12 protein-coding genes are annotated in these 14,508 nt (G+C 57.2%); 4 read left to right on the top strand and 8 right to left on the bottom strand.

What is annotated here, in order from left to right; translation table 11 throughout:
* Positions 1-30 precede the first annotated feature (30 nt).
* The 6 genes from GFS31_RS00060 to GFS31_RS00085 form a co-directional block, all read right to left on the bottom strand.
* Positions 31-2,325, bottom strand: coding sequence for an EAL domain-containing protein (locus tag GFS31_RS00060; RefSeq protein WP_198806308.1), 2,295 nt, complete (start codon positions 2,323-2,325; stop codon positions 31-33).
* A 287-nt stretch (positions 2,326-2,612) separates the two neighbouring features.
* The gene (locus GFS31_RS00065) at positions 2,613-4,250 is read right to left on the bottom strand and encodes a dipeptide ABC transporter ATP-binding protein (RefSeq protein ID WP_198806309.1); all 1,638 of its coding nucleotides are present in this window, start codon (positions 4,248-4,250) and stop codon (positions 2,613-2,615) included.
* Between the two features lie 90 nt (positions 4,251-4,340).
* Entirely contained in the window at positions 4,341-4,913 is a 573-nt protein-coding gene (locus tag GFS31_RS00070) for a zf-TFIIB domain-containing protein (protein WP_198806310.1), read from the bottom strand.
* A gap of 91 nt (positions 4,914-5,004) precedes the next feature.
* Positions 5,005-5,367 carry a Lin0512 family protein gene (locus GFS31_RS00075; RefSeq protein ID WP_198806311.1) on the bottom strand — a complete coding sequence of 121 codons (363 nt, stop codon included), beginning with the start codon at positions 5,365-5,367 and terminating at the stop codon, positions 5,005-5,007.
* Between the two features lie 181 nt (positions 5,368-5,548).
* A complete protein-coding gene (locus GFS31_RS00080) occupies positions 5,549-5,782 on the bottom strand; it encodes a DUF2281 domain-containing protein (protein WP_198806312.1) in 234 nt (77 codons plus the stop codon).
* Between the two features lie 148 nt (positions 5,783-5,930).
* Complete coding sequence (locus GFS31_RS00085; protein WP_198806313.1) at positions 5,931-9,638, bottom strand: eIF2A-related protein; 3,708 nt, start codon at positions 9,636-9,638, stop codon at positions 5,931-5,933.
* A 310-nt stretch (positions 9,639-9,948) separates the two neighbouring features.
* Between GFS31_RS00085 and GFS31_RS00090 the strand changes: the two genes are divergently transcribed.
* Positions 9,949-10,146 carry a hypothetical protein gene (locus GFS31_RS00090; protein WP_198806314.1) on the top strand — a complete coding sequence of 66 codons (198 nt, stop codon included), beginning with the start codon at positions 9,949-9,951 and terminating at the stop codon, positions 10,144-10,146.
* Positions 10,134-10,529 (top strand): type II toxin-antitoxin system VapC family toxin, encoded by a 396-nt coding sequence (locus GFS31_RS00095; protein WP_198806315.1) that lies wholly within the window; start codon positions 10,134-10,136, stop codon positions 10,527-10,529. The genes GFS31_RS00090 and GFS31_RS00095 overlap by 13 nt, the downstream gene beginning before the upstream one ends.
* Before the next feature lie 43 nt (positions 10,530-10,572).
* Here GFS31_RS00095 and GFS31_RS00100 read toward each other — a convergent pair whose 3' ends face one another.
* Positions 10,573-10,992, bottom strand: a complete 420-nt coding sequence (locus tag GFS31_RS00100; RefSeq protein ID WP_225907507.1) for a hypothetical protein — start codon at positions 10,990-10,992, stop codon at positions 10,573-10,575.
* Positions 10,993-11,401: 409 nt separating this feature from the next.
* Here GFS31_RS00100 and GFS31_RS00105 point away from each other — a divergent pair, with 409 nt between their 5' ends.
* Positions 11,402-12,481 (top strand): MBL fold metallo-hydrolase, encoded by a 1,080-nt coding sequence (locus GFS31_RS00105; RefSeq protein ID WP_225907508.1) that lies wholly within the window; start codon positions 11,402-11,404, stop codon positions 12,479-12,481.
* 211 nt (positions 12,482-12,692) lie between these two features.
* On the opposite strand, the gene GFS31_RS00110 is transcribed toward GFS31_RS00105, so the two are convergent.
* A complete protein-coding gene (locus tag GFS31_RS00110) occupies positions 12,693-13,346 on the bottom strand; it encodes a class I SAM-dependent methyltransferase (RefSeq protein ID WP_198806316.1) in 654 nt (217 codons plus the stop codon).
* A gap of 159 nt (positions 13,347-13,505) precedes the next feature.
* On the opposite strand from GFS31_RS00110, the gene GFS31_RS00115 reads away from it, so the two are divergent.
* Complete coding sequence (locus GFS31_RS00115) at positions 13,506-14,489, top strand: bestrophin family protein (protein ID WP_198806317.1); 984 nt, start codon at positions 13,506-13,508, stop codon at positions 14,487-14,489.
* The last annotated feature ends 19 nt before the right edge of the window (positions 14,490-14,508 follow it).

The following is a 14,508-nucleotide window of genomic DNA, read 5'->3' on the forward strand; positions in this document are numbered from 1 at the left end:
GTGCGCCAGGGCGAGCCAGGTCAAAGGGGCTCAGCGCGGCTTGCCCTGAGACTTACCGTCATGGCACCCGTAGGGTTCTGACCCTAGGGCGTTAGGACTGGGGTGAGGGGTGAGGTAGTAGGGAGCTTGCAGCCGCTGGATGATCCGATCCGCAGGCAGCGGTGGATCGAACCAATAGCCTTGGCCAAGGTTACAGCCCATGGTGCGCAACAACGCCATTTGCTCTCGGGTTTCGATGCCTTCGGCGGTCACGCCCACCCCCATTTGATGGGCCAGCACTAGCATAGTTTTCACAATGTCCTGGTTGCGAACGTTGGCCATCAGGTCGGTGATAAAGACCCGGTCAATTTTGAAGGAGGTAATCGGCAGTTGATGCAGATAGCTAAAGGAGGAATAGCCCGTCCCAAAGTCATCAATGCTGATGCCCACTAACCAGTGCTGTAACTGTTGCATCAGGTGGGCGGTGAGGCCCATATTTTGCATAACCAGGGTTTCGGTGATTTCTAAAATTAGGTTGGTTCCCGGTAGCTGGGTTTGTTCTAGCACCCGCTGCACTTGATCTAGCCAGTGGGATTCCCGCAGTTGGGAGGCCGACACATTGACGCTGATAGTGAGGTGGTTGAGGTGGGGATATTGCTGCCGCCACTGAGCCAGTTGAGCACAGGCAGTTTGTAAAACCCACCAGCCCATGGGCACAATTAGGCCCGTTTCCTCCGCAAGGGCAATAAACCGACTGGGGGGCAGCAGGCCCAGCCTGGGATGGTTCCAGCGCACCAGGGCCTCTAGACCGACAATCTGGCCGGATCGCAAATGCACAATGGGTTGGTAATACAGCACAAACTGCTGCTGAACGATGGCCTGACGCAGGTCGCTTTCCATGGTCAACTGCTGGGCAGCGGCCAACTGCATGGCGGGGTCAAAAATGGCGTAGCGGTTCCGCCCTTTGGCCTTGGCGCTATACATGGCAATGTCGGCGTCGCGGATCAGCTCCGTAGGAGTTTGGTAATGCTGGGAAGCCCGCACAATGCCCAGGCTAGCTCCAGCGGTGACATCGTGCCCCGCCAGATGACAGGGGGCCGCCAGGAGGGTCAAGATTTGCTGGGCGATGTCCGTCGCGACCATCAGATCGTCGGTGTGCTCTAGCACCATGACAAACTCGTCTCCCCCCAGACGGGCCACCCAATGCTGGGTTTGACGCAGGCGCTGGGCCATTTCCACCAGGAGTTGATCGCCCAGCAGATGGCCGAGGCTATCGTTCACCACCTTAAACCGATCCAGGTCGAGGAAGATAACGATGAACCCACGGGTTTCCCCCTTAGCCAAGCGGGCTAGGCAGGCGTCTAGGTGGGCCATCATATACTGGCGGTTGGGCAGGCGCGTCAGGCTGTCGTGGAGCAGTTCGTGGTTCAGTTGGGCTTGGGCGGCAAGGCGCTGATCGACTTCTCGGCGCAGACGGCGGTTCCAAATCATTAACAGCCCAGTGCCAGCCGCCGCCACCCCTAGGGCAATGCCTGCCAGGATACGACGCAGCAGGGGCCAGTTGGTTCTGTAGACCTCCAGCCCCAACAACCAGCGCTGACTGAGATCGTAGTACACCGAATCAGGGTTATTTTTCAGGAGCGTTAACTGGCGATCTAGGGCCGCTAAGGTTTCGCCCTGGCGACCCTTGGGCGAGACAAAATGCAGTTGGGTGGGCTGGATCAGGATGTTGGTTTGGACGCCGCTGGGCAGGCGTTGACGAATGGGAAAAAAGCGGTGAACCAGTACCCCATCCACCTCTCCCTCCTCCAAAAGCCGGGCTATTTCATCGACGGTGGGAGCTAGAACCAACTCTGGGCGAATATCAAACCCCTGGCTGGTGGTGGCGAGGGCATTGGCCTGGATGCTGTCTTTTAAAACGCCCAGCCGTTTGCCGTCCAAATCGAGCACCGACTCAAGCTTCACCCCCCGCCTGGCCACCACCACCGACCAACTGGGCGCGACCACCACGCGATTAAAGTCAAACCGGGCCTCCCGTTCCTGGGAATAGGCCACATCCATCATCAAATCCAGACGGCCTGCCTCCACATCGTTTAAGCAATTGGCCCATTGGCAGGGCACATAGGTGATCTCCCAGCCTTCCTTGGTGGCAATTACTGCCAAAAGCTCCGGGAAAAAGCCGCTGGGCTGCCCGGTTTCCTCATCCCAAAACACCTTGGGCGGATTGTCGTAGACGCCCACCCGCAGCGACCGTTCAGCGGCATCAATGGCCCCGTCCTGAAAGCCATGGAGCCCTCCAAAACTAGCTACCCCAAGGGCCAGGAATAATGTACGCCAATTCACCACAGGTTCTGGGATAGCAACGACTGACCACTCTGTCTACTCTAACTAGCTCTGCCGTCTTCCGAATTGGGCCTTGGTGCGATGAACGTGAACTCGCCTCAAGGCCAGATAACCCACCCTGGGAGCAAGACCTCTTGCCCGACCGGGGATATGCCCTCACCCATTGCAGTCAAAACCCAGGAATCCGGATCAGGAATCCGGATAGCATCCGATGCCATCCCGCCGAAACTGGGACGGCCCTTGACCTTATTCTAAGGCTAGATCTTAGGCTAGATCCCAGCCCCTTGGCCCTAGGCGCTGGCCAACATGGGAGCCGCTTGCAGCAAGGTCTGAGTGTAGGGATGCTGGGGGTTGGTAAAGAGTTCCTGGGTGGGGGCCAGTTCCACAATTTTGCCCCCCTGCATGACGGCGATGCGGTCGCACATAAACCGCGCCACCCACAGATCGTGGGTGATAAACAGGTAGGTGAGGTTGAAATCCTGCTTCAGGGCCAGCATCAGGTCTAGCACCTGGGTTTGCACCGTGGCGTCTAGCATACTCACGGGTTCATCGCAGATGACGAGCTTGGGTTTGGTAATCAGGGCGCGAGCAATGGCCACCCGCTGCTGCTGCCCACCGGAGAGATCCCCCGGCAGGCGGTGCATGTAGTCATCTACGGGGATGAGGCTGACGCGGGCCAGCATCTCGCGCACCTGGGCCTCGGCTTCGGCGGGGGTGGCAAGACCGTGGATGATCAGCGGGTCGGCAATGCCCTGGCCCACGGTCATCATCGGGTTGAGGCAGGCGTGGGGATCTTGGAACACCATTTGCAACTGCCGCCGCTGCCGTCGCATGGCCTGGGTGGACAAGGTGGTAAGGTCGGTGCCGTCAAACATGACCTGGCCAGCGGTGGGTTGGATGAGCTGCAAAATGGTGCGTGACAGGGTGCTTTTGCCACAGCCCGACTCTCCCACTAGGCCGACAATTTCGCCGGGGTAGATCTCCAAGTCCACCCCATCCACGGCTTTGATGACCTTGGGCTGCTCCTTGCCCAGCAGGCGGGCGATGGGGCTGGCCTCCAGGGTGTAGTGTTTTTGCACATCGGTGAGGCGCAGCAGTGGCGTCGGTTCCGTAGCCGGATCGGGGGGCGTATAGACAAACCCTGCGGCCTGCTGAAGCTGGCGGGCGCTGTCTACCAGGGATTGGGTGTATGGGTGCTGAGGCCGCTGCAAGACCTCCAGGGCCTTGCCCTCCTCCACCTTCTCACCCTGGTACATCACCGCCACTCGGTCGCAGTATTCTGCCACCAGGGCCAGGTCGTGGGAGATCAAAATCAGCGCCGTGCCCAGGTCATCGCACAGGCGGGTGAGCTCGTCCAAAATTTGGGCGGACACCGTCACATCCAAACTCGTCGTCGGTTCATCGGCCACGATCAAATCCGGCTCTAGGATCATCGCCAAGGCAATGGCCACCCGTTGCCGCATCCCGCCGCTAAATTCGTGGGGATATTGGCCAAACCGATTCGCCGTAATGTTGACCTTTTCCAGCACTTCGATGGCCCGATCCTTCGCCGCCGCTGCCGAAATCTCCGGTCGGTGCGCCCGCAGGGTTTCAATGCAGTGATCGCCAATGGTCATCAGCGGATTTAGCCGCGTCATCGGGTCTTGAAACACCAGGGCCACCGCCTCCCCCCGAAATTCCCGCAGCCGCCGAGGGGTGAAATCCAGCACCGATTCGCCCTTAAACCACACTCGCCCCCGCAGGTCAGTATTCCGAGGCAATAGCCGCAGCATGGCCCGCCCTAGGGTACTTTTGCCACAGCCCGATTCCCCCACTAGGCCCAGCTTTTCCCCCGCCGCCAGGGTCAGATAGACATCATCCACCGCCGGATCCTTCTGCCCTGGGTAGGTGACGGAAAAATTATCCAGTTCGAGCAGGGTTTCAGCCATGGGGGAAGGTGGGGGAGGCGATGGGGGCCGTGACGAGGAGAGGGGGATTAAGAAAGGGGAGAAGGGGGACGGGGGGACGGGAAGACGGGACTATTGGTCGAAGCGGCGCATTAGATAAGCCACACCAAAGTCGCCGTTGGGATGATCCTCCAGCAGTTTCGCTAGGTCAAAAATGCGCTCGGCAATGTCTGACCCCAGTTTATCGACAATGGCCTGCTGCTCCCGCGCAATGTTTTCCTGCTCCCGCACCTGAGACTGCCACTCGGCGGAGAAGAGGTAGCCAATGTGGGTATCGAGGCTAAGCTTTTGCAGAATGTCCCACTCCCCGGCATCGCACCAAATGCCCTTGCAGTTGGGGCAGCGCTCCACATAAAAGGACGTATGTTTGAGGCTGACGCGCCCCCGCACTAGGTAGCTACGGCAGTCGGGGCAAAGGGCCGCTCGGTTATCCAACCCAGCGGGCTGAAAAGGCACATCCAACGACAGCGGCAGCACCGCCACCTGGGTGGGCGCATCGGGATCGATCTGGGGTTTCTGCCACTCTTCGTAGCTTTCCGGCGGAATCCAAGATCCGCCACAGCTAGAGCAAGCCTTGGCCAACAGCCCTGGGGCCAATTCGCTGTCTTGCAGGGGCACGTTCCCCTCTTTTGGACATTGGTACAAAGCGGGTTCTCCTAACGGCTGGCGTGGGGCCACGGCTGGCCGTGTCACCCCCAGGAATCCCTACCATTAAACCATTCTGCGCCGCCGATCCCTAGGCTGGAATCGACACGGTAACAGCGGCGATGGCCACGTACATGTCATCGTTTTTGTCGTCAAATTCGGGGATAGCCCGCCCCGCCACCACCATGCCGCCCTCCGTGAGGATCAGCGTTTTTTGGCCAAAGGGCAGCACCGCCAGCACCTCTTCCTGCCGCACCTGGTCGGGGAACGGCACCGCCACCTGCACCTCCACGATCATCTCGTTGGGATGGCTCAGCCCTGCCACCTCCCACACTCCCGGCAGGGCATTGTGGGCAATGGCATTTCGCACTGCCCGCGCCGCCGCCACCGTGGGGTCTTGGCCGTGCTGATCCACACCCATGCCCATTTCAATCACCAGTCGCTTTGCCGCCATACGTTCTCCTCGTTGTTGATGATCACCGTCCTATCAAATTACCGCCAATTACCGTCCATCCATGACGTCTCACACCTACATGAGGCGTGACATGCACTTTGCAAAGATACGGAAACCTGTTTGGAGACCGTGGCCATCGCTGGTCATAGCATCGATCCAGTCTTGCTGCTGTATCTCATCATTAGAGCGACTGGTAATTGGGAGTGCCGTAAGGATCGCGATTATACTCTGCCGACCGATCGGGGGGCGCTTCGAGGATGCCTGTAAGGGAGGCTGGGACATCCCAGGCATCACCCGAAGGTTCTTCTAGGTGTTTTTGGCGCAGGGCCTCAACAAATTGAAAAACCTGCTGTTGCAGATCATCGGGCAGTTTGTTCATCTCTTCGAGAACTTTAGCCATAATAAAGTTACTCATACTGCCACCAATCAAGGGTTAGGTTACGCATGGCCACCCCTGCCGAATCTCAGCCTATTGTGGCAGATACCCCCTGGCAGCAAAGAACTTGGCATTTTGCATTTTGCATTTTGCATTTTGCATTTTGAACTTTGCCTTCTCCCCCGCCTTATCGCCAAGCCGACCGCTCACAGGTGCGCCGTGCCAGCCTTATCGTTTCGTCGGTTGCGCTTCTGGCCACAAGGTAGCCCCGAATGCGGTTGCAGGTGTAGTTTACCCAGCCCTGCTCTGCCAGCCACAAGGGCCACAGGCGGATTGTGCCATCTTCGCTGCTGCTAACAATAGTTTGCCCATCTGGGCTGAAAGCTACTGAGTACACTGGGCTGTTATGGCCTACTAGGGGGTGCCCAAAAGGTTGCCCGTTGCGATCCCATAGCCGTACTGTACCATCCCAATCACCGCTAACGATTGTTTGCCCATCTGGGCTGAAAGCTACTGAGCTAACGTTGTTCTGGTGTCCCTGCAAGGGATTTCCGATAGGCTGTCCCTGGCGATTCCATAGCCGCACCGTGCCATCTTCACTACCACTGACAATAGTCTCTCCGTCTGGGCTGAAGTCCACAGCCAGAACCCAACCCCTATGTCCCTGCAAGGGATTCCCGATAGGCTGCCCCTGACGATCCCATAGATGCACTGTGCCAGCCTCACTCCCACTGGCGATGGTTGTTCCATCAGGGCTAATAGCAATAGCAAAGACTCCACCCTTATGGCCCGTAAACGCCTCAAATGCCTCACCGATAGGCTGTCCCTGGCGATCCCACAACCGCAATGTGCCATCTTCTCCCCCGCTGAAAATGACTTCTCCATCTGGGCTGAAGGCTACAGCAAATACCCAACCTATGTGTCCTGTGAAGGGCTCACCGATAGGCTGGCCTTCCAAATTCCACAGACGTATTGAACCATCACCACTTGCACTGGCTAGGGTTGTTCCATCTGGGCTGAAGGCAATGGAGTAGATGATCCCCCGATGAGATGTGGAAGACTCCCCCAAGAGCCTTCCTTGAGAATCCCATAACCGCACTGTGCTATCTTCCCCACCACTGGCGATGGTATTGCCATCAGGGCTAAAGGCTACGGCGTTGACCATACCTTGATGACCAGACAACGGTGCGATTACAGATTGGTCTTGATAAGTCCACATCCGTATCTTGCCATCCTCGTAGCCTCCGCTAGCAATGGCTTTTCCATCTGGGCTGACAACCAGTGTATGGACTCCGCCTTCATGCGCTAGGAATGGTTCTCCAATGGGTTGGCCCTCAAGAGTCCACCGCCTCACCATGTTATCTATAAGACTGCTGGTAATAATCGCTTCCCCATCGGGACTGAAGGCTACACTAGAGACTCCGGTGTTGCCTTCATGTGCGATAAACGGTTCCCCAATAGGTTGGCCTTCAAGATTCCACAACCGTACTGTGCCATCCTCACCACCGCTGACAACCATTTTTCCGTCCGGGCTAAAAGCTACAGCCCAAACCGCACCACGATGGCCTGTAAGAGGCTGGCTCAACGGCTGCCCTTGGCGATTCCATAGTCGTACCGTATTATCGTTGCTTCCGGTTGCAATAACGTTCCCATCAGGGCTAAAGGCCAAGTGAAAGACGATATCCTCATGGGCCGTAAATGGTTGATTAATGGATTCCCCTTGAGAGTTCCAAAACTGCACTATGCCATCTGTACCTGTACTAATAATGGTTTCGCCATCTGGGCTGAAAGCTAAGGAATTAACCCCACCCTCATGAGCCATAAACGGCTCATCAATGGGTTGGCCCTCGCGACTCCAAATCTGTACTGTGCCATCGTCCCCACCGCTGATTAAGATTTCTCCATCGGGACTAAAAGCTAAAGCCCGAACTTCTCTGTAGCCATAAGAAAGCTGACCCAAGGGTTGTCCTTGACGATCCCATAGGCGCAGCGTACCCTCATCTCCCCCGCTAGCAAGGATCTCTCCGTCTGGACTGAAAGCTAATGCTCTGATACCGTACTGATCCCCTGTCATAGTCCAGTTCAGACGGGCATGACGATTGGCTAAGTCTAGAACGGAAGGAGAGACTAGCCCGTCACCTCCCACACGAGGTAGTTTAACTAGGGGATTTTGACCCAGGCTAATTGCTGCCAAGCCATTTACCATGCTCGCTAAAGGATCACTCTCAAACAAGGATCGAGAAGTAGCTTCATAAAGCTGCATCTGTCGTCGCTCAGCTCGCCACACCTGGTACCCAGCAAAGGTACTGAGGCTAGTAGTCAACACAAGGCCCGCTGCCAATCCAGCAATACGTAGTTGTTTCCAACGTTGCTCTCGTTGTTGAGCCCGGTCGGAGGCATAGAAAAAATCTAGGCAGCGTTGGGTGAGATTAGCCGCGTGGGTTTTGGCAAAGGTACGCAGCAAATCCAGATCCGGTGGTCGCCAGAGCAAGCCAGCAGGTCGGCCTTGGTCGTGCCAATAGTCGGCGGCGGCTTCTAGGCGACGCTGAAAGCGAATGTCATCCCGGCTGCTGTCCAGCCACTCGTTGAGCTGTTGCCAATGGCCAAATAGCGCCTCGTGGGTCACTTCTGCCACGTCTTGGTTGCCCTGGCTGGCCAACGTCACTAACCGTGCCCCCGGCGACGAAAACCGAGCCAGCACTTGCTTCACCACTTCCGGGCTGTCTTGGCTGGCAATCAGGTTTTCTACTGGGGTGCGGCGGCGGGTGTCGCGGGTGCCCTCCCCCAGTTGCACCAGGCCGATAAAAATGCGGCGGGCCGTCTCCTGCTCGGCGGGGCTGAGGTGATCGTAGATATCCTGGGCCTTTCCCGCCAGGGCACCGCCCACACCCCCCATCTGGCGATAGGTTTCCGCTGGGGCTACTCCCTGACCCAACCCCTCCCAAATGCGGCTGAGGGCAAACTGCAACAGCGGCAACGCCCCCTCTCGGCCCTCGGTATCCGTCACCAACAGGTCAATGGTGGCCTCATCTAGGGGGTGCCCCGCCCGTTTGGCGGGTTCGGCAATGGCGCGGCGCAGTTCCTCCGTGGTCATGGCGGGCACAATCACGCTTTGGTCGGAACCGATGATTTGGTTTAGCCCTGGATGGCGCTGGGTTTCGCCCAAAAAGTCGCTGCGGAGGGTCAGCACCACGGAGACCTGGGCATTGGGGTCTTGGGCGGCAGTGAGCAGATTATCAATGAAGGCTTGGCGTTCCTCGGCGTCCTTGCAGAGGGAATAGACCTCCTCAAACTGATCCACCAATACCACCAGCGGCGCATCCTGGATGTGGGGAATCAGGCTGGCGATGCGGCGCAGACCATCGTGGGTACCCGCTGGGGTGGCAATGCCTAGCTCCGTGGCGAATTCCCGCGTTTTGGTTACGGGCATCGGGTCTTGGGTCGCCGCTTTGGCCAGCACCCCCGCCAGCGCTTCCAACGGATGGCTACCGGGCACCAACACCGCCACCCGCATCTTCGCCTTCCCCAACAAAGGCCGCTGAGCCAAGGCCGGAATCAGCCCCGCCCGTGCCAAGGATGACTTCCCCGACCCCGATGGCCCCAAAATTGGCAACAACCGAGGCACCACAGACTGTTCCATCAACCGCTGAAGCCGTTCCCACAGCCGCTCCACCTGGGCTTCGCGGCCAAAGTAGCGGTCGCCATCCTGCTCTGTAAACGCCGCCAGCCCCTTGTAGGGATTGGGGCCAAGCTGGGCGGTGGCCTCGGCGGGAACGTCTTGGCGCTGCTGGGTGGTTTGGTGAATGACATAGATGGTGTTGCCATCGCCGGACACAATGGCACTGCCCACCGCACTTTCTTGAATCTGGATGCCGCGATTCGACTGGTCTACCATGCCCCTGTATGCCCCTTTCCCGTAGGCTTGATCCTTTGATAGCACACCCTTGAATGACCCGACCTAAACTCCCCGACTCAATCTGGCACGGTCAGAACAACGGATTGATCTCCTAGGGCGTGATGACTTTAGTCTCGGGGCTTTGGATGAACGGGAAGCATTGCGCTCCGAATCGTAGATAATAAACATTATCACCCTAACTACTCTCCTGATGTCGTTTCGCTCCTCGCCATAGAGAGAAGGTTTCTTCATTCTCCTAGATCTGGGTTAATCCACTAAAACTTAGGACAAACACTCAAGGATGATCATCATGCCCATTATTAAAATTCCCAAGCAGTATTTAATTGATCAAAATGAAGAATTTATTACCGTAGATGTACCCGCATCAGTGGTATCGCTCTGGCAACGGGACTATGCCAAAGTGGCCAAGGCCAAAGGATTGCTAAAAGACAAGCGAAATCAAATGCTGGCCCATCTTGACACCATGCGTCAGGAGTGGGAACAGTGAAGTACCTCTACGACACCAATATCTTTATTTATTATTTGGCTGAGGAAGCAGAAGTATTGCCACTTTTCTCAGAATCATTTCTTAGCCAAAACGAGATTATTATCTCCCCCATTGTGCGAATTGAGTTGCTGAGTTTCCCAGAGTTGTCTGGTGAGGAGGAGTCAATAATCGCTGGCCTATTGATGCAGTTTGAACGAATTCCCCTATTGTCCCAAATTGAAGACCGCACCATTCAATTACGACGATATTACCGCCTCAAACTTCCCGATGCCCTAATTGCGGCAACAGCATTACACAGTTCTGCCTGTGTGATGACCAGAAATGTGGACGACTTCAAGCGTGTGCCTGAGTTGCCCCTGTGCAACCCCTTTGAAGGTCTGTAGGAAATCACCTCAACTGCGATCTCGCGTCTCACGATCACCGTACCTACAGGATCAACCCCACCAAGGGCAGCAGCTTGTGGCCATGCTGACCCAGCCAGCTTGCGGTGGCTTCCACATGGGGGCGCAGTTTGTCGATGGTGTCGCTAAAGTCGGCCAAATCCTTGGCGTAGGTTAGCCCGGTTTCTAGGGTTTTAGCGATCACGTTCTTATCCGGCTCTGGCTTGGCGGCTTCTTGCTCCAGCTTTTGGGCCACCCCCGCCACGATGGGGTCATCCATTTGGGCCAGGAGATCTCGAAGTGCCTGCAATTCGGCCTGGATGTTGACGGTTTCGGGGGCGGGCAGATTGGCCTGGTTAAACTGCACCGAGACGGTGTTGCTGTCGCCCGTCACGATGGCACTTCCGGTCACGCTGCTCCCGATTGAAACGGAGCGATCTTGATTGGACGATGGGTTGGACACCATAGCACGGCACCTCATGAAGATCCTTCTCCAGGATACGAATGGACGGTGAGCGTACCTGAATTTCTTAGGGTTTCTCTAGATTGCAGACCCTTGATGAGGGTGGCAAGATGGGGTTCAAAGGCAGACAAATCCGATTTTCACCCAAGGACGCCCACGGGAAAAGGAGTTCTTGGGGAAGCGGAACATGGCGGAACCTCAACACCGAAAGGCCCATTCCTGACGGGCAGGATTCAAGCCTAGAGCAAGTTGCACCGGACGGGGAAACAGCCCCAGGGCTGGCATGGAAACTGGATGGGGTGATGCGATCTTTTAATGAGTGATTGGTTATATAGTAGAATAATGCCAGCGATGTTGAAATTTCGTGATTGAGATTTCCGTCCGTCCCTCGTTTGCCCAGGAGTTTTGCCCTGTGAATACCCCGCTGATTTTCCGCCAACTGTTCGATGCTGATTCCTCCACCTACACCTATCTGCTGGCCGATCCTGACACCAAGGAAGCGGTGTTGATCGACCCCGTGTTTGAGCAACACCTGCGGGATCGGGCCTTGCTGGAAGAGCTGGATCTGAAGCTCCTCTACACCTTGGATACCCACTGCCACGCCGACCATGTTACCGGGGCATGGCTGATGCAGCAGGCGACGGGCTCCAAAATCGGCATTTCCGGGCGCTATGGCGAGATGCTCAGCGGGGCCGATGCGCTGCTGGATCATGGCGATGTGGTGAAATTTGGTAGCCGCAGCCTAGAAGTCCGCGCCACTCCCGGCCACACCGACGGCTGCGTCACCTTTGTGCTGGATGACCAATCCATGGCCTTTACGGGCGATTGTTTGCTGATCCGCAGTGCTGGACGCTGCGACTTTCAGCAGGGCAACGCCAGCACCATGTACGAATCCATCACCGAGCAGATTTTCTCCCTGCCCGATGACTGCCTGGTGTGGCCCGCCCACGACTACAGTGGCCGCACGGTCTCCAGCGTCAAGGAAGAAAAGCTGTACAACCCCCGCATTGGCGGCGAGGCCGACGAGCGCGACTTTGTGGGCTACATGGACAACCTGGGCCTGCCCCACCCCAAAAAGATCGACATCGCCATCCCCGCCAACTGCATCTGTGGCCGCACCGAAGACGGCACCATGCCCGTGATTGCCACCTGGGGGCCAGTGCGCCAAACCTACTCCGGCATCAAGGAAATTGAGCCCCAGTGGGTGGCCGAAAACCTGGATCAAGTCCACGTTTTGGATGTGCGCGGCGTGGAGGAATTCAACGACGACCTCGGCCACATCCACGGTGCCCAACTGGTGCCCCTCCATGAGCTAGAGCAGCGGGTCGGGGACGTTTCCACCGATCAGCCTGTGGTGACGGTGTGCAAATCCGGTCGCCGTTCTGGGCAGGCTAGCATTATCCTCAAGAAAAAGGGCATCACCGAAGTGGCCAGTATGCGCGGCGGCATGCTGAAGTGGAACCAATCCGACTTGCCCGTCGCCCGCGATTAGGCGCTGTGCGAAAGGCTAAAAGTCCCTCTCCCTGTGGGCTCCGGTATACGCATACTTTGTGAAACCCTTGCTTGCCCTCATCCCCCAACCCCTTCTCCCAGGGCGGGAGGAGGGGAGCTAGAACAACCTTGAAGCGTTTGTCCGGCCTCCCCCTCTCTCCATTTTTGGGAGAGGGGGACTGAGGGGGTGAGGGCCAACTAAGACGGTTGGGCTAGGCGCTCGGCAGGCGAGAGGCGATCACGGCATAGAAGGGATCAGCCATAGCTAGGCCCAGCATTTGCAGAAAGCCGGGAACGGGTGGGGCGTAGGCGATCACCTCCGGGGCGCTGAAGCCGGGGACGGATTTGAAGTAGCCCTTCACCAAGGCCACCCGGTCGGATTCGCTGCCGTCGCGCCATGCGGCAATGGCTTTTTGGTAAAACATCCGGTTGGAAAAGCTGACGATGGCCACCCCACCGGGTTTCAGCACGCGATGGATTTCCGCGAACACCACCTCCGGCTGCTGAAGGTACTGCACCGACACGGTATTCAGCACCGCATCAAAGGACTTGTCCTCTAGGGGCAGGCGCGGATTGTCGTTGAGGTTTTGCACAAAGAAATGATTCAATCGGGGATTTTTGGCCAGTTCTTCGGCATTGAGGCCGTGGCCTTCCACCCAGTCAAACTCAAGCTCCTCCGGCAAGTGCGAGACCCAGCTACTCATCAAATCCAAAATGCGGCTATTGGGGGTCAATCGCTGGCGATAGAGGTGGGTGAGCCGATTGATAAACCCCGCATCCACATGGGTGACAAAGCGAGGCACATCGTAGAAGTAGGCGTCGTTGGATTCGTCGAGTTTGGTGCGTTGTTCCGGCTGAAGCAGCATGGGGCGTTGGGATAAATGACGTTTTGTTAAGGGTTGCTCCTTGAGTGTAAACCCATTGCCCCAAGCCCTGCCCACTGGGTCATAGCTGGCCGTTAACACAGCTCATCCGACAAGCTCTAGAATTGCCTGAGAATCGCTTGGCAAGGCGGGGAGACGTGGGTGGTCAAGTTATCGGCTAGCGACAGGGGGCCGCGCCACGAGGGGCGGGCCTGGTTTCGGGATTTGTTTAGTGTGCAGGGGTCGGTGATTCCGGCGGTGTTGCCCCGCACCCTGTTTTGCGCGGTCTTTGCCCTGGGCATTTACCTGCTGCACGAGCGGGGATGGCGGGTATCGTCGCCGATTTTGGGTTCCCTAGTGCCCAGCCTGGTGCTGGGTTTGCTGCTGGTGTTTCGCACGAATACCTCCTACGAGCGGTTTTGGGAGGGACGAAAATTGTGGGGCAACGTGGTGAACCTCACCCGCAACCTGGCCCGCCAAATGTGGGTGGCCATCCAAGAAAAATACCCCGCCGACCACGACGCCAAGGTGACGGCGATTCGGCTGTTGCCCGCCTTTGCCATTGCCCTGAAGCTGCACCTGCGCGGCGAACAGCCCAGCTCAGAACTCACGGGACTGATCTCCGAGACGCAGTTTGCCAAGCTCCAAACCATGAACAATCCGCCCCTGGAAATTGCCTTTTGGATTGCCGACTATCTGCAAACCCAGCAGGCCCAGCACAAGCTTCACCCCTACCAGCTCACGGCTTGCCTAGAGGCGCTGGATGGCTTGGTCAATACCCTCGGCGGCTGCGAGCGCATCCTCAAAACCCCCATTCCCCTGGCCTATTCCATCCACCTCAAGCAGTTGTTGATGCTGTACTGCTTGGCCCTGCCCTTTCAAATGGTGGATTCCGTGGGCTGGGGCACTCCATTTTTGGTGGGGCTAATTAGCTTTGCGGTGTTTGGCATCGAAGCCATTGGCCTAGAAATCGAAAATCCCTTCGGCAACGACCCCAACGATTTGCCCCTCGACGCCATTTGCCAAACCATGCGCCAAAACACCGAAGACCTGATTTCCCTTGCCCCCAGCGTTGGCATTTGGCAGCAGCCTAGTCATCCAGTCTCCTTCCTAGATGCTGCTATCCAAGAGGCTGATCCAACCTGATACTCATACCAAATCCCCC

It is taken from the genome of Leptolyngbya sp. BL0902, from assembly GCF_016403105.1.
Taxonomy (GTDB): domain Bacteria; phylum Cyanobacteriota; class Cyanobacteriia; order Phormidesmidales; family Phormidesmidaceae; genus Nodosilinea.

What these genes read in the sequence shown, in the direction of transcription:
- GFS31_RS00080 (WP_198806312.1), bottom strand. Translation starts at nt 5,782, where the DNA reads ATGAGTAACTTTATTATGGCTAAAGTTCTCGAAGAGATGAACAAACTG.
- GFS31_RS00110 (WP_198806316.1), bottom strand. Translation starts at nt 13,346, where the DNA reads ATGCTGCTTCAGCCGGAACAACGCACCAAACTCGACGAATCCAACGAC.
- GFS31_RS00085 (WP_198806313.1), bottom strand. Translation starts at nt 9,638, where the DNA reads ATGGTAGACCAGTCGAATCGCGGCATCCAGATTCAAGAAAGTGCGGTG.
- GFS31_RS00065 (WP_198806309.1), bottom strand. Translation starts at nt 4,250, where the DNA reads ATGGCTGAAACCCTGCTCGAACTGGATAATTTTTCCGTCACCTACCCA.
- GFS31_RS00075 (WP_198806311.1), bottom strand. Translation starts at nt 5,367, where the DNA reads ATGGCGGCAAAGCGACTGGTGATTGAAATGGGCATGGGTGTGGATCAG.
- GFS31_RS00090 (WP_198806314.1), top strand. Translation starts at nt 9,949, where the DNA reads ATGCCCATTATTAAAATTCCCAAGCAGTATTTAATTGATCAAAATGAA.
- GFS31_RS00100 (WP_225907507.1), bottom strand. Translation starts at nt 10,992, where the DNA reads ATGGTGTCCAACCCATCGTCCAATCAAGATCGCTCCGTTTCAATCGGG.